Genomic DNA, 20,723 nt, shown 5'->3' with positions numbered 1-20,723 from the left:
TAAAAAACTAAAAATCAACCAGTTGTGGTTTTATAAGAAAAATCACTGTTTTAAATAAAAAGTTACTGTATTTGCTGTATTTTTGTCAAAAGCCGAATCTCAATGACCCACTTAAAATGGAATAAAATTCTTTTTTTACTCCTAACTTCATTTTCATTATTAGGACAATCTCAAAAAAAGAATCTCTCCCAATTTTCTTATGATCAATTACATGATTTGTATTTTGCAAATCCAAACAATCAGGACTTACAATTACAATGTGCGAAAGCATATTTAGCTAAAGCTAACATTGAAAATATAGCTATTAGAAAAGCAAAAGCCAACTACCAGTTTGCACTTTTGTATTACGATAAAAATCATAACAAGGCTATTGCATATTTAGACAGTGTAATAAAATATTCGTTAAACACCAATGATAAATATTTTCCGGCTTCTGCCTATTGTGAGAAAGCCGACTTGCTTAAAAGACAATTTAAATTTAAAGAGGCAATGGCTAATTATAATTTAGCTGAAAAAGTTGCACTTAAAACAAATACCGATTTCTATTATAATGTTTTAAACTTTATTGGTACCACAAAATCAGAAGATTTAGGAGATTATAACGAAGCGCTGATTTTGTATAAAAAATGCTATAATTTTTATAAGACAAAAGACGTAAGATCTTCTCAATACTCTTATTATTATCAGGATATTATCTTTGGCATTGCTGATTGCTATAAATCACTTAAAAACACAGACTCAACGACTTATTATAACAAATTAGGTTATAATGAATCGAAGATTACTAAAAACAAAAAATATCAATATCTTTTTATTCTTAATGAAGGCGCCAATCAATTGCTAAAAAAGAACTACAAAGCTGCAAAAGATAGCATAAATAAAGCATTACCAGAAATAATTACTAGTAATGATACCGGTAACATATTGGCCTCATACTATTATTTAGGAAAAACATACGATGGTTTGAGAGATAAGGAAACAGCTTCAAAAAACTTTATCAAAGTAGATTCAATTTATAAAAAAAACAAAGAAATTAGTACTGAATTTATTGAAGGTTATCCTTATTTAATTAATTTTTACAAAAACAAAGGAGATAAAGAAAATCAGCTAAAATATATAACTGTATATATGGAAATTGATAGCATTCTTCAGAAAAATTATAAAGAATTTAATGCCATAGTCAGAGAAGAATATGATACTCCACACTTGTTTTTAGAAAAAGAAGAGCTTATACGATCCTTGAAAAATGATAAACAAAAATCATATTGGGGTATTTCTACTCTTTTATTAGTTTCTATTTCTATTGGTTGTTTTGGAATTTATCAACAGAAACAAAAAAACAAATACAGATTCAGATTCGAAAAACTTATAAATCAAAAAGAGATTTCAAATAAGATTTCAATAAATAATACACAAAATGAAGTTGAAATTGAAAACGTTAGTAAAACAGAAATTGGTATTGCTGAGGAATTGGTCAAACAAATTTTAGAAAAATTAGATCGCTTCGAATATAAAAAAGAATACCTCCAGGCGAATATAAGTATACAAACACTTTCTGCTACATTTAAAACCAATAGTAAGTATATTTCAAAAATTATAAATACATATAAAGACAAAACATTTATTCAGTACATTAATGATTTACGAATTGAACATGCTATTGAGGTCCTAAAAAAGAATCCAAAACTTCGAAAATATACGATTCACGCTCTTGCTACTGAATTTGGGTTTAATAATGCTGAATCATTTTCGACAGTATTTTTCAAAAAAACAGGTATTAAACCTTCCTATTTTATCAAAGAACTAGAAAAACTAGAAAATAATTAAACTAAATAAAATCAATATTTTACACTCTCTAAAAGAACGGAATTCCCGAATTCCGACAAGTAAAGCCAAGTGTTTTGATTGAATAATTGAAAGAGAATATAAATTTGCGTTTCATATAAACAAATAAATTTTAAAAAAAACTATGAAAAACAAAGAAAAACAGCCAAACAAAAAATTTAATCTGGAAAAATTTGAAGTAGCAAAATTAAAGAACATGCGTATGATAGTTGGAGGTGATGACCCAGTTGATACGAATCATAAAGCTGGAGGCTCTACCGGACAATGCCAGTAAGCATTAAAAAAAATTAAACACCTCTATAAAAGACATCGCATAAATTAATCTTTTATAGGGGTAATTAAATATAAATCCTAAAATGAAAACATTTTATCTTTTCTCTTTTCTAATTATCATTTTTATAGGATGTAAATCCGCCAATCAACCAAATACCGTTTTGGAATCATCTCCTATAACAGAAGCTAATAATGCATGGTATCAAAAGGATTTCCACCAAGATAATGTGCCTGGTATTTCTTTAGACAAGTGGTATTTTCAAAACAAAAAGAAAGCAAAAAATAAAAATATTATTGTTGCCGTAATTGACACACAAATTGATTTAAATCACGAAGATTTACAAGGAATACTGTGGAAAAATCTAAAAGAGATTCCGGATAATGGTATCGATGATGACCATAATGGCTATATAGATGATTGTAACGGCTGGAGTTTTACCGGAACCAAAAGCGGTGCCTATGTGGTATGGAACCGATATGAGTATGTTCGTATCGTACAAGAATGGGGCAAATTATTTAAAGACAAAAATGAGTCTCAAATAGATCCTAAAGATTTATATAAATACAAAGAATATCAAAGAGCATTAAAAACATTCGAACAAAAAAATAAATATTATACTAATTGGCTGAAATCATTGAGACACGCTGTTTCAATTTATCCTGTAGTAAAAGACACTTTAAAATATTTTTTCCCAAAAGAAAATTATACATATAAACAATTAGACAGTATGTATAAAAAATACAAGATTAATGATAAAAAATATCGTCAGATGCGGGATGACAATGATAAAGATCTTGGCGCACTTATATACTATATGATGGTTTGTCTTGAAGTTGATGAAAAAACGTATGACGAGGTAAAAGACAAGGAAACTCAGCTTGATTCTATTGTTAATAAAAATTTGAATGTAAATTACAATGAGCGATTTTCGATAGGTGACAACCCAAGCGTTCTTGAAACAGGATACGGCAATAATAAAGTTTGTAATACCGTAAAAGGTATTAGAACCATTCAGGATCATAATACAATGGTATCTGGTGTTATTGCTGCAAACAGAAATAATAATAAAGGGATAAAAGGTATTGCAGAAAATGTAAAAATTATGCCTTTGAATATTTCTCCTTCCGGTGATGAAAATGACAAGGATATTGCCATGGCAATACGATATGCTGTTGATAATGGAGCGAAAATAATTAATATGTCTTTTGGAAAAGAGTTCTCAATGCATAAAGATTGGGTATCAGATGCGTTTAAATATGCTGAAGACCACAATGTTCTTCTTGTACATAGTGCCGGAAATAGCAGCCAAAATGTAGATGAAAACAAAAGTTTTCCTAATGACCTCAATTATGATGACTCTAAAGAAATATTTGACAACTTCATTAATGTGGGATCTACAACTCAAAAATTAGATAAAACATTTGTGTCTGATTTTTCTAATTACGGTAAACAAAACGTAGATTTATTTGCTCCTGGGGATGAAATTTACACCACAGGTGCGGGTAATATATACAAAACCGAATCCGGCACTTCTTTTTCGGCTCCAATGGTTGTAGGAACCGCTGCACTAATCTGGTCTTATTACCCTAAACTTACCGTAAAAGAGGTTAAACAAATTATTTTGGATTCAGGGACATCATATAATCTGGAAGTTATTATTCCAGGAACGACCGATAAAAAAATTGCATTCTCTGAATTATCTAAATCGGGAAAAGTTTTAAATGTATATAATGCGATGCAGCTCGCAGAGAAAGTAATTAAACTTAAAAAGTAATGGTCAATTATAAAATTGAACCTTTTTCGCAATATATTTTAAGAACACCTTTATTTCCAATAACATTCTATAGCGATCTGATAGACAATTATTCTGAAGAAAAATTGTTGCACCAATTGCAAAATAAATACGTTCGGGAAGCTATTAGCTTAGCTTCTCCGGAATTACTTGCTGCTTTAGATAAATGGAAATTGGATCCGATAAAAATATCTGATAAAAAGAAACACAACTTAGAACTCAGCTTCCTTAAATATTTAGCCCGAATGTCTGCACGTTGCACTCCTTTTGGCCTATTTAGTGGCTGTAGTGTGGGCAAAATAACTTCTCAAACTCATATTGTACTTGAAGATCCGGAAATGTATTCCCGACATACTCAATTTGATATGCAATTTTGGGTCGCTTTGTTACAAGATTTTGCAAACAAAAAAGAGGTTATTCCTTATCTTAAATATTTTCCAAATAATTCAATTTACGCTTTGGGTGATTTTTATAGATATGTTGAATATAAATATGTAAGAACAAAAAGAGAGCATAATTTATCAGCAATTAGAAAGTCTGATTTATTGAATTTGATTTTAACGAAAAGTAAATCAGGATTAACTATTTATGAAATGTCCGTTATGTTGGCTGATGAGGATTCAGAATTAGATGATGCTTTAGAATATATAACTCACCTTATTGATTTTCAGTTTTTAGTAAGTGAACTCGATGCAACGGTAACCGAAAAAAATGAATGGGAAAGAGTTTTTACTATTCTAAATCAAATTCCAGGTTTAACCTCAAGATCTGCACTTTTACAAAAAATAAAAGAACAGCTTTCAGAATTAGATTCTAACCTTACTCCTTCTCTAAAAAAACAGCAACTAATTCGAAAAGAGATTAATAAATTAGAAGTTGAGTATCATGATAAGTATCTTTTTCAAACAGATTTGTACACATTTACAACTGAAAATGAATTAAATAATGTTATATCTAAAAAAGTGCTTCAGGCTATTCGTTTTTTAAATGGCATTCAAAAACCGAATAAACTTGATAATCAGGTTCGTTTTATTAAGGCTTTTAATAAAAGATATGAATTTGAAGAAATGCCGCTAACCACCGTTCTCGATACAGAAACAGGGATTGGCTATCTACAAAATCAGGAAATGAATGATACACACGAACTCTTGGATAAATTTTCTTTTAACAATAAATCTTTGAAAGAAAGCAAACCCAGGACGGAATTTGATTTTATTTTAGAATGTAAACTGAAAGAAGCGATTTTAAATGGCGAAACTGTATTGTTGTTTTTTGATGAAGATTTTCCTGAATTTGATGCTAACTGGAAAAATACTCCTTCGACTTTTTCAGTTATAATAGAATGCATAAAAAAAGATGAAAAAGAAATTATTTCAATTGATCCATCAGGCAATATAAGCGCAGCAAAACTGCTTGGCCGTTTTTGCAATGGAAATACATTAATTCACGATTTAACTAATGAAATTATCGAAAAAGAAAATGAATATTATTCAGATAAAATTCTTGCAGAAATAGTTCATATTCCAGAATCCAGAACCGGAAACATATTAAAAAGACCTGCACTAAGGGATTATGAAATTACTTATTTATCAAATTCCGGAGTAGATAAAGATTTTCAGATTGGTTTGGATGATTTACTGATTTCTATAAAAAACAATACAATTGTTTTACGTTCGAAAAAATTCAAAAAAGAGGTTATTCCTTGTTTGTCTAATGCGCATAATTACTCTCACAAATCATTGCCTATTTATCATTTTTTAGCTGATTTACAATCACAAAATTTAAAACCAATTTATAGCTTTTCTTGGGGAGTTTTAGAAACTCAATATCAATATTTCCCAAGAGTTATATACAAAGATATTATACTTTCGAAAGCAAAATGGCATCTAACAAAAAATGAAATAGAACCTTTTTATCTTATCGACGCCTCTTCTCTATTTGTACTATTTACTGAATGGAGAATAAAGAAAAACATTCCTCGGTTTGCAAACTGGGTTCATTTTGACAATACTCTTTTACTCGATTTTGAACAAGAAATTGGAGTGCAGGTATTTTTAAAATCAGTACATAAATTCAGTAACATTATTTTAGAAGAATTTTTATTTACAGAAGAATCAATTGTTAAAAATAAAAAGGGAGATTACTTCTCAAATCAAATCATAATGTCATTTTACAAAAAACAAGTATAGAATATGGAAAGGAATTTTTTCATAGGAAGTAAATGGCTTTATTATAAAATTTATACTGGAACTAAAACTGCAGACTTAATTTTAGTCGAAAAATTACAACCTATTATTGAGGAATTAAAAGATAATAATTGTATTCAGAAATGGTTTTTTATAAGATATAATGATCCGGATCAACACATTCGAATTCGTTTTTATTGTGACAATCCTGAAAATATATTTATTGTTATTTCAAAATTATTGCCTATTTTAAATTCCCTTCTTCACCAAAATATAATTTGGAAAGTTCAAACAGATACTTACCAAAGAGAATTAGAAAGGTATGGTAATAAAACGATGGAAGAGTCTGAAACCTTATTCTTTAACAATAGTGAAATGATGCTTAATTATTTATTTCTAAAACGAAGTTTTAAAAATAACGAAATGGAATTTCTTTTTAGTTTTATTTTGATTGATAGTTTTTTAAATGCCTTTTCATTAGACAATATCCACAAATTAAAGCTAATGAATAATCTACAAACTTCATTTAAAAAAGATTTTAATACCGATAAAGCTTTTAAAAAAGAAATTGATAACCATTTTAGAGAATCATCTAAAGAAATACATTATTTTATATGTGGAAAAGCTATAAAAGAGTATCCAGAGGTTTACAAAATAATAAATGAAAATCTAAATCAAAACCGTAAAACCATTTTAGCGATAAAAAACAAACTAGAAATTGAATTAGATGATTTTTTAAGTAGCCATATTCATATGATGCTTAACCGCCAATATACTTCTAAACAAAGGATGTACGAATTAATTATTTATGACCATTTATATAAATATTATAAAACTTTAAATTATGAACGTTCTATCAACTAAATTATATTCGATGTACTACTTAGCTTGAATATAATGAAAAATAAAAAACTTAAAATCCAATTAGATATCTATAAAGTAGATTCATTAATTGATAATTGAATTATATTTATTATTTTCAAATCATCTATAAAATGGTTCGAGAATTGTCCCGTTAGGGCACTAAGACAAAAGCTTCAGAAATCTGGGGTTTTATTTTTTTACTATTTGTCTAGGTGCTTAAAAATTAATGACATCTCGCAAAAAGAGACAATATTTTTATAACAGCAAGTACTATAAAAAAGATGGTCTTTCCTGAAAGCCCAGATGAACTATCTGATGAGCCTCTGTCAATACTGTTGGAATAAACAGCTTCTCTATTGCTGACCAAAATATCGGTCAAACTCGGATCGTAAGCAACATAACCCTGCATTGAGGATATACAAGTCATATAAAAATCAGATTGTTTATTGGCATTATAGCGTTCTGAAACAATGTTTACAAGACTTCTGATTTTATTATCCATCTCGATAGAACTGAAATAGGACAGCAAAACATAAAAACTTCTATACTCTACATACGAAATCGCCGGCATGTTTGCCGAATTGTTTTGGCTTAAATTTACAAGAATAGCATCGACTTTACCATTTAGTTTCTTATTCAATTGAAAAAGTGCATCTTCAGGAAAACAATCTTTAAAATCAAAAATATCATTGATGAAATCAAACTTATTCTGAGATAAATGCTGATCAAAAAACAATACTAAATCATCATTGAGAAACTGATTTATAAAGGATTGAATCTTTTCAAAATCATATTCTCTTTGAGGAGAAGGAAAATTATGCCTGGAATAATTTTTTTTCGAAAAAAGATTATACAAAATTCGGTTAGAGACTATAAAATAGAGCTCCTGGCGATACTCTTTTAAAGCCAAAATCAGATTATTGGCTACATTTACGTCTATGTCCTGATTTATTCTTTTCTCAACATTAACCTGCTTTTCTATTCGGATTAAATCTTCTGGAGAAAATAATAGAATATTGTTTTTATCTATCTTTAATTCTTCAAATAATTCTATTATATTCATGCTTAATGCTAATTTTAGAGCACAAACATACTCTTTTTAACTCTTTTGCAAAAGATTGAGCAAAAAATAAATTCTAGTAATATCCAAGTTTGTGAAAAACTATCAAAAGAAAAACAACAACAATTATTATTTTTATACTACTATGCATTTTTTCATTTTCAATTCTAATATAATCCTCAGCACCAAATTCTAAAATCTGATCCCCTTTTATATTTAATAAAGAAAATAATTGAATGATATTCATCGTATTTACAAAATTAATAAGGTATTGAATAAAAAAAAATATTGATCATTAATATCATATTAAATAAATTGTAAATTGCTCATTGATAAAATCCAATTTTAAGAAATGAATGTAATAATAAACCAACTGTTTGAAATTGAAAAAAAAGCGTTAGAACAAAACTTCAACGGTTTTGAGCGCAATCTAAAAAGAATTTATAATGAATTGGAAGAAAAAGGATATAAAATAATAAATCCTTTAGGGACAAATTATGATGAAAGAGACAGCTCTATTGATGCCAATATTCTTAATTCAAATTCGAAGAAGATAACCAAAGTTATTAAACCCACAATTTATAAAACAGAAAACAATACCCTGCAACTGGTTCAAAAAGCAGTAGTTATAGTAGAATAATAGAGTCATTATATGAAGAATATCAATATTGGGATTGATTTAGGAACAACGAATTCAGGAATTGCGAAGTATGAAAATGGAAAAATCAGTATTTATAAAAATCCTGTTGGGTTCAAAGATACTATTCCGTCTGTAGTTTCATTTCGAAAAGGGCGCATTCAAATAGGCGAAAAAGCAAGAGAGCACAGCGCAACAAATGCCGAGAATGTATTTTCCTCTTTTAAACGAAAAATGGGATCTGACGAAGTTTATTTCATCAAAGATCTGGATAAAAATTGCAGTCCGATTGAACTTTCTTCAATGGTTTTGAACGAATTAATTAATTTCGCTCAAGGCGAAAATTTAAAATCTGCTGTTATTACGATTCCGGCTTCTTTCGACACGATCCAGTCTAATGCAACCAAAAAAGCAGGTTATCAGGCAGGTTTTGAAGAAATAGTTTTACTTCAGGAACCAATAGCTGCTTGTTTGGCCTATTCGAATTCCTTAAACATAGAAATTACATCGGATAAAAAATGGCTTGTATATGATTTTGGAGGAGGAACATTTGACATCGCATTAGTAAACATTAATGAGCGAGATCTCAAGGTATTTGATCATAAGGGTAATAATTTTCTGGGAGGTGTCGATTTAGATACATTATTTGTTGAAAAAATAATATGTCCGAAAATCGAAAAGGAAACTCAGCAAAATAATCTTTGGTCAAAACTAATTTCTAAAGAAAACACTATATATAACAAACTCTTTTTTGAACTTCTTTACAAAGCAGAGGAAGCCAAAAAAGAACTTTCGATAAAAGAAACCTCAAGCATTGAAATCGATTTTGAGGAACTTTCAATCTCATTAGACATAGATATCAGTCGAAAAGAATTCGAATTAATCGTTCAGCCTAAATTTGAAGAATCCTTTCATTTGGTCGAAAAATTAATTAAAGAAAATCACTTAGACTTCTCCGATATAGAGCGTATTATACTTGTTGGCGGCACTACTTATATCCCTTACATACGCCAACAATTGCAGGAGCGAACTCAAATTGAAGTAGAAACCAATTTAGATCCCACAACTGCAGTAATGATTGGAGCGGCCTATTATGCCGGTTCAAAACCTTCAGAATTAATTGATGTAGAGATTGCAAATGAGCCTGTATCTGAAGAAAATAGTATTCAGGTTGAAACCATCTATGAACCCCATTCTAAAGATTCTGAAGAATTAATTGTGGTGCTGTTGGAACAATCCTTTGAGGGTTATTACAGAATTATCCGGGCAGATGGTGGTTTTGACACTGGCCTTTTGAAAGCAAATAAAAAAATAGCCGAGTTTGTTCCTTTATTAGAAAAAACGACCAATCAATTCACGCTTTTTTTATTCGATAATCAGCAAAAACAAGTATTTAGTAATGCGAATATTCAAATTACTAATGGATTATACAGCATTCTGGGGCAGCCAATTCCGAACGACATTTGTTTGGAACTAGACGAAGAAACGGGAAAAAGCCATATGGAAATTATCTTTAAGAAAAATGATATTCTGCCCCTGAAGAAAACAATTTACAAAACCTGCTCTAAAAATATATTAAGAAACTCTGACCAAAAACTTATTATAAATGTAGTTGAAGGCAATGCCGGAAGTATGGTGGGGAGCAATCTCTCTATTGGTTATATTGAAATATGCGGAAGTGATTTTGAACAGGATCTGTTAAAAGGAATGGATATTGAGCTTAATTTTAAAGTTTCAGAATCCCGGGATTTGAGTATCGATGTTTATATAGGTGCTCTCGATTTAGAAATAAGCGAAGTCTTTAATCCACATCAGAGAAAAATTTCGATTGAAAAATTATCATTGGAAATTAAGAATGCTTTAGATACGATTTTAGAAGAAATAAGAGGTGAAGAACACAATGAAAACTATGAATATTTAGCCAAATTAAAAAGATCTCAGGAATCGTTAACCGTTCTTTATAACGAGGCATTGGAAAATAAAAATGATGCTGTTACAGATAAAAAATATCAAATTGATGAATTGAAAAAAATCTACATTCAGGAATTTGATGATCTTATCCGACACAAACACATATTATCTGAGCTTGAAGAATACAATAACATAAAAGACAGCCTTTCTTTTTATATCGAAAAAGGTACTCCTCGCCAAAAAGAAGAATATGAAAAGATCATAAAAAACGAAAAGGAAGTTTTACAGTCTAACAATAAATATTTGATTCGCAAAAAAAATAAGGAACTGGAAAATCTATTAGAAAACATCTATCAAAATCAAGACGAAAGCTACATCGATTATTTTTATTATTTTCGATTTGAAGATGCAAGCGCCTTCAAAGACAAATCCAAACATGGCAAATTAATAGAATTAGGAGAAAAAGCGATCGACAATTCCAACTTAATTGAATTAAAATCAATCTGTCATCAACTGCATAATTTATTGATTGTCAAACCCAAAAGAAGAGATGACTTTAATACATTTGACGGTAATCTTGGAATAAAATAGCTTGTCGGGATATTTCGGCATTTAGAACAAAGCTTCAGAGAAATCAGGAGCTTTTTTTATGCAATAAACTTTGTTTTATCTACTTACAAAAGAATATTACAAGTCCCTTTTCCCCAAAATCATCTCTACTTGTCCTCTTTTTCAATACGTTACAAACAACAAACATCATATAGTGTTAACTGTGAAATATTATATTAATAATAAAATAACATGTTTTCTTAATAACTGCGTTTATGTTAGTAAATGTTTTTATAAATTTGCAATCCTGTATTGAAACCTGTTATTTTTAATTCAAAATTATGACTTTCACACAAATACCACTATTACCCTAAAGTCTTTATTCAAAAATAAATAATACCATAACTACAATTAAAATCCAATGCTTCAAAAAAACAAATCCCAAATTTTATTTTTTATTCTTTTAAATTTATTTTTTTCCATTAATTCATTTGCTCAAAAAAATCTTTATGCCGGAATTGAAATCGGGCGCAGAGCTATAAAAGTTTCCGTTCTGGATGTAAATAATATCAGAAAAGCTGATTATGATATTTTGTACTTCGCAACTGAGAGATTTAGTTTTGCCGACCATATTACTGCTAACGGCGAACTTACTCAGGAAGATATTGATAAAGCCAGTATTACAGTTGTTAATCAATTGAAGAAAATAAAAACAGATTTTAAGCTTCTTGAAGGAAACATATTTATAGTAGCCGCACCAGTTTTCGCATCTGCTCGTAACATTGATGTTTTAAAAAACAAAATCACTTCTTTAACCAAGAAAAATCTTGACATCCTGAATGTTAATGAAGAACCTAAAACGCTGGTTAAGGGTGCTATTCCACCGGTAGATTACCCTAACGCTTTTCTGCTCGATATCGGGGCTCAAACTACCAAGGGAGGATACATCGATGAACTTGAAGACGATAAATTAGAGTTCATCCCTTTGGAACTGGATTTTGGCACAATGACACTTACCGATGCTGTACAAAAAACAGTTGCCAATCAAAATCAAGCCAATGATATGTCAGTGTATCAGGAAAAATCTTTTGACTTTAACTCGGTTCTGCGTAAGAAGGTCAAAGATTTGCTTGACAAAAATCCTCTTTTATTGAAAAAAGATAAAATCTATTTATCAGGCGGAGCTGTCTGGGCATTTGCAACCCTGTATTATAATGAAAACATTAAAGAGCATTATGTTTCTTTAAATATGGAAGACGTTCTTAACTACGATGCAATTCTGAAAAATAATTTCACCAAGTTTACCAGCCTTTCTAAAACTAATACCGAAGCAGCCAGAGTTTTGAGCACCTATGACCAGAAATACCTTATTTCTGCAAACAACATACTGGTAAGCTGCCTGGAAAGCATTCCAAATTTAGAGACCAAAAAAATATACTTTGTAAAAGATGGACAAACCATCTGGCTTATTTCGCACATTGCAGATCGTTCTAAAAAAGTTAATACTAATTTTTAAAGCATAGCTTTTACCATTCTTACAATGAAAATTTGAATTTTGCTTACAGAGCCTTACAACTAAAGATTCTGTACTAACTTCTTCAAGTTATCTATAAAATAGCCCTAAATTGTTTGAGGACAAGAGAAGCTTCAGAGAAATCTGGAGCTTTTTTTTATCTTATTATTTGATCCATAATTTCCGCAATATGCTACTCACCGGTGCCACAACAAGCACCAAAAACATTTAAATGAGAAAAAGAATCTTTCAAATTTTTATATTCTCTACCTAATTGCTTTGGAATTCCTCGATCTAATTCTGTGGCCTCATCGTTCTGCATGACTTTTACAAGAAGCATTTGCCCTAATACCTTTTATTCGTTTTACCCATTTTTGGTTTTCATTTTCTTTTAGCTCCTTCATAAAATGAGTTGGATGTGCACAATTGATCATAAAATATAATGGCAATGGTAACACTTTTGTCTACTTTTTCGAATGCGTCTTTCAAACTCATTCCTGTTGGCAATTTACTAGCTGTCTCTACAGTATAAGAAATAACTAGAGACAGATCAAAAGATTCTGCTGCTTTGACTATGCCAATGGCTTGCTCGACATATATTTTTAAAGAAAATCAGGCTGTATAAAGCATACTTGCAGCGCCTAATAAAGCCGCAACTTCATTATCTGTAGAAACCGAAACTGTAATTTCAAGACCAGATTCCTTGATTTTTTTATTGAAACTCTCCAGGAAAAACCTGCTTGCGTTGGCAATTTTACCGCCAATTATAAAGCTATCGGCTTCAAATTTTTTCAACCATGGAATGGTAACTTCTGCCAAATTTTCTCCCATTTCTTCAAATACTTTTATGGCAACTTGATCTTCGGCAACAGCCAGATTAAAAAGCTCTAATCCATTATGAAGATTTTTTCCAGTTATACTTTTATAAGCCGACAAAAGACCTCTTGCTGAAACATAATCTTCAGCAATGCTCTCTTTAAAAGGAATATTATAGATTTCGCCATCTGCCGGAACCAATTCTCCCAAAACAATTGAAATGCCTTTATCAATAAAACAGGCGCCAAGTCCGGTTCCAAGTGTCACGGCCATTACTTTTTTAGAAAGATTTGTCGCATCTTTAAAAACCTCTCCTTTTCCAAAACAAACGGCGTCGTTTTCAAAAAGGATTGGAAATTCACTGGAAAGATTAAGCGAACCCTGAAATAAATAACGAACATTTAGACCATAAAAATGCTCATATTTTGACTGATCCTTTATCCAGCAGAGTCCGTTCGTATAATCAAACGGGCCGGGCATACATACCGCAAGTCCTTTTATCTCTTTTACTTTTGAATTTTCAACTGAAATCCGAATTACTTTTTCCCAAATAGACATGACCTGATTCACTGGCAAATTAGAATCAAAAGATTCTTTATGCAATGAAAAATCAATTAGTTTCATGCTTACAATATCTATAATCGCTGCGGTAATATGTGTTCCTCCAATGTCTATTCCTACGGCATACTCTTTCATCTTATTTTTTTGAATTGGACCATTAGATAATTAAGAACTACTACTTAATCTCCTGATGATGTATTTAATTTTTAATTTTAGATATTCTTATCTTTTAAAATCTGAGGATATTTGATACTCGTATGCACAATCATTTCTCCAAAAAGCGTATTGGCCCAGGCAAACCATTTTCGGGTAAATCTGGTTACATCATCTTTCTGAAATGACTCGTGCATAAAACCAGTATCTGCATTTGTTTTGATCAAATTACTAATACAGGCTTTAATCTCCTTTTCGTCTACACTTGTAATTGCTCTCAAAACAATACTCATTGGCCAAATCGTATCCGCTCCTGTATGCGGCCCACCAATACCCTCTCCGGCTTTTCCTTTATAGAAAAATGGATTATTTTCTGAAAGCACTACTTTTCGGGTATTCAAATAAAGCGGGCTATCCGGCTTAATTGCTCCTAAATAAGGCAATGACAATAAAGAGGGAACATTGGCATCGTCCATCATATGGAAACTACCATATCCATTTACCTCAAAAGCAATGATTTTACCAAATTTTGGATGATCAATAATGGCGTTTTCTTCCAATCCTTTCTGAACCTGTTCCCTTAATTTTTTTGCTTTAGCCACTAAATCTTTGTCTAACATAGCCGGCAACGAGAAGATTTCGATTAAATAACCCAATACCTCAATTGCAAACATATTACTGGGAATCAAATAGCCAAACAAAGTGCTATCATCACTTGGTCTGAAAGTCGAAACGATTAATCCGCAAGGTTTTACAGGATATCCGTAACCGCCTAAAGGTACGCCATCTGTTGCCCAGGCAGTTTCACGCTGAAAAGTATAAGGCCCTTTATCATGCCAACGCTGCTGTTCTTTGAAAGTTTGCAATACCAATAACATCGCTTCTTTCCATTTACTGCCAAATAAACTTAAATCACCCGTTTCCTTCCAATAGCCATGTGCCAATCGAATTGGATAACATAAACTGTCGATTTCCCATTTACGTTCGTGAATACCCGGCTGCATTTTGGTCATGTCATTTTTCCACTCGCTTATTTTGGTGAAATCTTTATAAAAAGCATTCGCATAAGGATCCAGCAAAATACATTTGGTCTGGCGATTGATTACCCCTTTTACCAATTCTGCCAGTTTTTTATCTTCTTTTACAAACGGAATATAAGGCCAGATTTGAGCTGTGCTATCACGAAGCCACATGGCGTCAATATCTCCTGTAATTACATAGGTATCTGGTTTGCCTTCGATGATTTCAAAATCAACTGTAGTGTCCAGGGTGTTTGGAAAACAGTTTTCAAAAAGCCATGCCAATTCCGGATTGGCGATTTGTTTTTTAATTCTGACAATGGCGGCTTCTATCGCCGGACTTGTAAATTTTCTTTCCGCTAATGGAGGTCTTTTACTGATAAAATCTTTAAGAGCAAAATTGAAAACATCCGACTGCATTGCGAAAACATCGGTTTGAATTGCCAATAATCCTGCTGAAAAAATTCCGGTGTTTTTTATAAATTTTCTACGTGATTGCATAGTATTATTTTGAAGTTGAATAAGAATATGGAAAGGTGCTTGCCGATGTTCCTCTTTGTAAATTTGGCTCGCTTGTCATATCAAAATTTAATTCCCCGCCTTTTAAGATGTCAAAATGGTTGATGAAATTTTTACTGTATGCTGCGTTATCCCATTTTAAATCCTGAACATATTTATTGGATTCAGAATTTTTTGGAGCATTTATAACAAGCTGTTTTCCATTTTCTAATTTCAGGGTTAATTTCTTAAACAATGGCGCGCCCAAAACATATTCATCTGTTGCCGGGCAAACCGGGTAAAATCCCATTGCAGAGAAAATATACCAGGCTGAAGTTTGTCCGTTATCTTCATCTCCGCAATAACCATCGGGTGTTGGTTTGTACAAACGGTTCATCACTTCTCTTGACCAATATTGTGTTTTCCAGGGCTCTCCTGCATAATTATAGAGATAAATCATATGCTGAATGGGCTGATTTCCATGTGCATATTGCCCCATATTCATAATCTGCATTTCACGAATTTCGTGAATAACAGATCCGTAATAACTGTCATCAAAAACCGGAGGTGTTGAAAAAACGGCATCTAATTTTGTTGTGAATTTCTTCTGTCCCCCCATTAAGTCAATCAATCCCTGAACGTCATGAAATACGCTCCAGCTGTAATGCCATGCATTTCCTTCGGTAAAAGCATCTCCCCATTTAAAGGGATTAAAATTCGCAGGAAAACTTCCGTCTTTATTGCGACCACTCATTAGCCCTATTTCCGGATTATAAAGATTTTTATAATTCATCATTCGTTTTTCAAAGACACTGATTTCTTTTTTAGGGCGTTTTAAAGCTTTCGCTAATTTCCAAATCGCAAAATCATCATAGGCATATTCAAGCGTTCTGGCTGCATTTTCATTGATTTTTACATCATAGGGAACATATCCTAAAGTATTGTAATAGGAAACGCCTGTTCTTCCTACAGCGTCCAAAGGTCCTTCATTATTGGCTCCATGAACCAAAGCTTCATACAATTTGTTAATGTCATACCCTCGCAATCCTTTAATATAAGCATCTGAAACCACAGAAGCCGAATTATTCCCCACCATTACATTTCGAAAACCAGGACTTGACCATTCCGGCAAAAATCCGCCTTCTTTATAATCATTGATTAAACCTTCCTGCATTTCTTTATTCACAGAAGGGTAAACCAAATTTAGTAGTGGATAAAGGGCGCGAAAAGTATCCCAAAAACCAGTTCCGGCGTACATATATCCCGGTAAAACATTTCCGTTGTACGGACTATAGTGGACCGTTTCTCCTTTTTCATTTATTTCGTATTGCTTTTGAGGAAAACAAGTGGCACGGTACAAGCAAGAATAAAAGGTTTTTAATTGGTCTGCATTTTCACTCTCTACCGCTATTTTATCCAGGACTTTATTCCATTCTTTTTTTGAAGCTGCAACAGTTTCATTAAAAGAAGCATTTCCTAATTCTGATTTTAAATTCAGTTCAGCCTGTTCAGGGCTAATAAAGGACGAAGCCACTTTTACATTTATAATTTCTCCTTTTTTGGTTTTGAAACCAACAACTGCTCCGGTGTGATCGTCTTGCAATTCTAATTTATCTTTTTCTAAACCTTTCTCATTCCAAGTCGAATTTGAGGCAAATGGTTTATCAAAAACCAATACAAAATAGTTTTTGAAATTGGTTGGCACACCTCCACTATTGCGCGTGGTATAGCCGATGATTTTATTTTCTGATGGAATAATTTTGATATAAGATCCTTTATCAAAAGCATCAATTACAATAAATGATTGCTCATTTTCAGGAAACGTAATCTGAAAATATGCTGCTCTTTCAGTAGCTGTAATTTCTGTGGTAACATCATAATCGGCCAAATAAACGCTGTAGTAATACGGTTTTGAAACCTCAGCTTTATGACTGAACCAGCTTGCTCTGTCTGCTTCGGCGAAAGCCAATTTGCCCGTTACTGGCATAATCGAAAACTGACCGTAATCGTTCATCCAGGGCGACGGTTGATGTGTTTGCTTAAAACCCCTAATTTTTTCAGCAGTATAAATATAAACCCAGCCATCTCCCATTTTACCGGTCTGCGGTGTCCAGAAATTCATTCCCCAAGGCCTGCAAATTGCCGGATACGTATTTCCGTTTGAAAGACTGTGCAGAGACTGTGTCCCCATTAACGGATTTACATATTCTGCCGGATCAAGGATTTTGTCCTGCGCATTTGCAAAGACACAAAATTGCGCGACTGCGAAAAAAATTAAATGCTTTATTTTCATAATTATAGGCTTTATACTATAAGCTATACGCTTTTAAACTGTGATCTAGATTCTTATTTACAAGTTTTTTAAACAATTTTAAATCTAAAATCTGAACTCTTAAATCTAAAATTATTTGGGCCTGTCTTCTTTTTTCACTCCAAAAGTTGTTGACGGCTTGCTTCCCATATACAATTTTAATTCGCCGCCTTTTACAATCATATCATGAGTGATATACGATTTTGTATATGGTTTTCCATTGTATTCTGCTTTTTGAATGTACATATTTGCTGCGCTATTGTCAATCGCTTTCACTGTAAATGAAATTCCTTTTTTATGATGAATCGTTGCTTGGTTTACCAATGGACTTCCGAAAACATAAATTCCATTTGCAGGATTAACCGAATAAAATCCCATTGAAGATAAAACGTACCAGGCCGACATTTGCCCTAAATCTTCATTTCCACATAATCCGTCTGGTTTTGTCGAATAGAATTTATCATCAATTTCTCGAATTAATTTGGCTGTTTTCCAAGGTTCTCCAGCGTAGGCATATAAATACGGAATGTGATGATTTGGCTCGTTTCCTTGCGCATACTGACCAATCAGACCGCTGATATCCGGCGAAACTTCTTCTCCTTCTACTTTGTCTGTTATAAGGAAAAGTGAATCTAATTTGGCTAAAAATTTGCTTTCGCTTCCAAACAAATCAATCAAGCCATAAGGATCCTGGGGAACCAGCCAGGTATACTGCCATGCATTTCCTTCTACATAATCGTCTTTACGATGCGCAGATGAAAGCGGATTAAATGGGGTTCTCCAATTTCCATCGGTTAATTTACCACGCATAAAAGTGGTTTCTTTATCGAAATAAAGTTTATACAAATTGGCTCTTTTTGTGAAATAGGTATAATCTTCGGTTTTGTTTAGAGCTTTTGCCATTTGGGCAACGCAATAGTCATCAATAGCGTATTCTAAAGCATTCCCCACTGTTTCGAGCATTTTATCTGCCGGAATATATTCTAATTTTTGCACGTAATCCATTCCGTCACGCGTTTGCATAGCTGTTTTTTTGATCGCTTCATATGCCAATGCCACATCATAATCTCTGTACCCTTTTAAATAACCATCAACAATAACGGCGATGGAATGGTTTCCATTCATGGTATTGGTTTCATTTCCCATTAAATGCCAAACCGGTAATCTTCCCTGTTGCTTGTAAATAGCCAAAAATGATTTTACAATGTCATTAATTTTATCCGGCTGTGTGATGGTGTATAATGGATGTAAACCTCTGTAGGTATCCCAAAGTGAAAAAGTAGTGTAGTTGGTGAAGTTTGCTTTTTCATACACTTTTTTATCAGTTCCTCTGTAATCTCCGTTTGCATCATTAAAAATAGAAGGCGCAAAGGCAGTATGATACAAAGCTGTATAAAAAACCCTCATTGTTTTCTCATTGGCTTTGATTTGGATTTTGCTTAATTCTTTGTTCCATTTTGAAGTGGCCTCTTTTACCGCTTTATCAAAATCCCAATTCGGAATTTCGGCTTTTATATTCGCCGAAGCATTCTCATAACTTACAGGCGAAATTCCTATTTTTACTAAAACCTGTTTGTTTTTTAAAGAAGCAAAATCTATAACCGCTTTCATTTTTAAGCCTTCTCCTTCATTTGCTGAAACGGCTGTTTTATCATCATACAATGCCAAAGCTGAAATTGGTTCAGAAAATTCAATCGCAAAATAAACACGCTGATCCGTTGCCCATCCTTCTGAAAAACGATATCCGACAAGTGTTGTTTCATTTATTTTTTTAATAAATGTTTTTACCGGTTTGTCCCATCCCACTCCATCAGCAAGATCTAATAAAACGTGAGAATCTGATGCCGAATTAAAAGTATATTTATGAAAACCAACTCTTTCGCTGGCTGTTAATTCGGCCTTAATTTTATATTTATCCAATAAAACACTGTAATAGCCTGGTTTGCTTACTTCATTTTCATGCGAAAAATAAGAGCCGTAACCGTTTGCCATATCTTCTTTTGTACCTTTGAAAAGAGGCACTTTTCCAGAAACCGGAAGCAAGAGGATATCATTCAAATCTCCAATTCCCGTACCACTCAAATGGGTATGTGTAAATCCTAAAATGGTATTACTGGCATAATTGTATCCACTGCACCAATCCCAACCTTCAAATATATTTACAGGCCCTAGCTGAACCGCTCCAAAAGGAACATTTGCGCCCACAAAAACGTGACCGTGACCTGCCGTACCAATAAACGGGTTTACATATTGGGTGTAATCTGAATTCGTTTTCGTCTTTTTTTCCTGTGAAATTGAAGCGTTGGCAAAAAATAGACTTAAAGCTAAAATTCTGCTAAACGCTATTTTATTATATTTTGTAAACATATTCTATTTTTTTATTGACTTATGTAATGGAACGCGGACACGGATTAAACGGATTTATGCAGCTATTTCCTTTTTTTTAACTTACTCTCAGAACGTAATCAAATGAAAATCATAAATTTAAAAATAAACCGGGAGGTACAGGTATTCCTACCCGGCTTAATTCAAACTAACTACCAAAAATTATAAATTATTTCTTACTCTAACTATTTGTTGCTATAATTTAATCTCTATTCTTTTTATAATTACCAATTTCAATCTCTTTTTTAAAAGCAATCAAATCTATAAAGTTAATTCTAAACAAGCTAAAACGATTTAGTGAAAGGATTAAAAAAACGAAACGTTTTCTTTATTTTTTTAAATCTTATAA

15 protein-coding genes are annotated in these 20,723 nt (G+C 32.1%); 8 read left to right on the top strand and 7 right to left on the bottom strand.

Features of this window, described 5'->3' with window-relative positions; all coding sequences use genetic code 11:
- Window positions 1–102 precede the first annotated feature (102 nt).
- The 5 genes from ASC72_RS19840 to ASC72_RS19825 all read left to right on the top strand — a co-directional run bounded on the left by ASC72_RS19840 (window position 103) and on the right by ASC72_RS19825 (window position 6,961).
- Complete coding sequence (locus tag ASC72_RS19840; RefSeq protein ID WP_056194978.1) at window positions 103–1,827, top strand: AraC family transcriptional regulator; 1,725 nt, start codon at window positions 103–105, stop codon at window positions 1,825–1,827.
- A 142-nt stretch (window positions 1,828–1,969) separates the two neighbouring features.
- Entirely contained in the window at window positions 1,970–2,119 is a 150-nt protein-coding gene (locus ASC72_RS24165) for a hypothetical protein (protein WP_157849294.1), read from the top strand.
- Window positions 2,120–2,201: 82 nt separating this feature from the next.
- Window positions 2,202–3,893: a S8 family peptidase gene (locus tag ASC72_RS19835; protein WP_056194976.1), complete on the top strand. Its 1,692-nt coding sequence runs from the start codon at window positions 2,202–2,204 to the stop codon at window positions 3,891–3,893.
- Complete coding sequence (locus ASC72_RS19830; RefSeq protein WP_056194973.1) at window positions 3,893–6,100, top strand: lantibiotic dehydratase family protein; 2,208 nt, start codon at window positions 3,893–3,895, stop codon at window positions 6,098–6,100. Before ASC72_RS19835 ends, ASC72_RS19830 begins: the two co-directional genes overlap by 1 nt.
- A gap of 3 nt (window positions 6,101–6,103) precedes the next feature.
- On the top strand, window positions 6,104–6,961 hold the full coding sequence (locus tag ASC72_RS19825) for a thiopeptide-type bacteriocin biosynthesis protein (protein ID WP_056194969.1): 858 nt from the start codon (window positions 6,104–6,106) through the stop codon (window positions 6,959–6,961).
- Window positions 6,962–7,184: 223 nt separating this feature from the next.
- On the opposite strand, the gene ASC72_RS19820 is transcribed toward ASC72_RS19825, so the two are convergent.
- Together ASC72_RS19820 and ASC72_RS24315 are read right to left on the bottom strand one after the other, a co-directional pair.
- Window positions 7,185–8,024 (bottom strand): hypothetical protein, encoded by an 840-nt coding sequence (locus ASC72_RS19820; protein WP_056194968.1) that lies wholly within the window; start codon window positions 8,022–8,024, stop codon window positions 7,185–7,187.
- 73 nt (window positions 8,025–8,097) lie between these two features.
- Entirely contained in the window at window positions 8,098–8,268 is a 171-nt protein-coding gene (locus ASC72_RS24315) for a hypothetical protein (protein WP_198528529.1), read from the bottom strand.
- 105 nt (window positions 8,269–8,373) lie between these two features.
- On the opposite strand from ASC72_RS24315, the gene ASC72_RS19815 reads away from it, so the two are divergent.
- The 3 genes from ASC72_RS19815 to ASC72_RS19805 all read left to right on the top strand — a co-directional run bounded on the left by ASC72_RS19815 (window position 8,374) and on the right by ASC72_RS19805 (window position 12,634).
- Entirely contained in the window at window positions 8,374–8,661 is a 288-nt protein-coding gene (locus tag ASC72_RS19815; RefSeq protein WP_056194964.1) for a hypothetical protein, read from the top strand.
- 12 nt (window positions 8,662–8,673) lie between these two features.
- Window positions 8,674–11,160 carry an Hsp70 family protein gene (locus ASC72_RS19810; protein ID WP_056194960.1) on the top strand — a complete coding sequence of 829 codons (2,487 nt, stop codon included), beginning with the start codon at window positions 8,674–8,676 and terminating at the stop codon, window positions 11,158–11,160.
- A 379-nt stretch (window positions 11,161–11,539) separates the two neighbouring features.
- Window positions 11,540–12,634, top strand: a complete 1,095-nt coding sequence (locus ASC72_RS19805; RefSeq protein ID WP_056194958.1) for an exopolyphosphatase — start codon at window positions 11,540–11,542, stop codon at window positions 12,632–12,634.
- Window positions 12,635–12,824: 190 nt separating this feature from the next.
- Here ASC72_RS19805 and ASC72_RS24720 read toward each other — a convergent pair whose 3' ends face one another.
- The 5 genes from ASC72_RS24720 to ASC72_RS19785 all read right to left on the bottom strand — a co-directional run bounded on the left by ASC72_RS24720 (window position 12,825) and on the right by ASC72_RS19785 (window position 20,356).
- Window positions 12,825–12,953: a hypothetical protein gene (locus tag ASC72_RS24720; RefSeq protein WP_256380488.1), complete on the bottom strand. Its 129-nt coding sequence runs from the start codon at window positions 12,951–12,953 to the stop codon at window positions 12,825–12,827.
- Window positions 12,954–13,243: 290 nt separating this feature from the next.
- A complete protein-coding gene (locus ASC72_RS19800) occupies window positions 13,244–14,143 on the bottom strand; it encodes an ROK family protein (RefSeq protein WP_056194956.1) in 900 nt (299 codons plus the stop codon).
- Between the two features lie 77 nt (window positions 14,144–14,220).
- Window positions 14,221–15,681: a glycoside hydrolase family 125 protein gene (locus tag ASC72_RS19795; RefSeq protein WP_056194951.1), complete on the bottom strand. Its 1,461-nt coding sequence runs from the start codon at window positions 15,679–15,681 to the stop codon at window positions 14,221–14,223.
- A 4-nt stretch (window positions 15,682–15,685) separates the two neighbouring features.
- On the bottom strand, window positions 15,686–17,971 hold the full coding sequence (locus ASC72_RS19790) for a GH92 family glycosyl hydrolase (RefSeq protein ID WP_056194949.1): 2,286 nt from the start codon (window positions 17,969–17,971) through the stop codon (window positions 15,686–15,688).
- A gap of 111 nt (window positions 17,972–18,082) precedes the next feature.
- Window positions 18,083–20,356 (bottom strand): GH92 family glycosyl hydrolase, encoded by a 2,274-nt coding sequence (locus ASC72_RS19785; protein ID WP_056194946.1) that lies wholly within the window; start codon window positions 20,354–20,356, stop codon window positions 18,083–18,085.
- Window positions 20,357–20,723: the final 367 nt, after the last annotated feature.

It is taken from the genome of Flavobacterium sp. Root420 (assembly GCF_001427905.1).
Classification (GTDB): domain Bacteria; phylum Bacteroidota; class Bacteroidia; order Flavobacteriales; family Flavobacteriaceae; genus Flavobacterium.
Note: the sequence above shows the minus strand (reverse complement) of the source record. Positions and strands in the feature narration are given on the sequence as shown.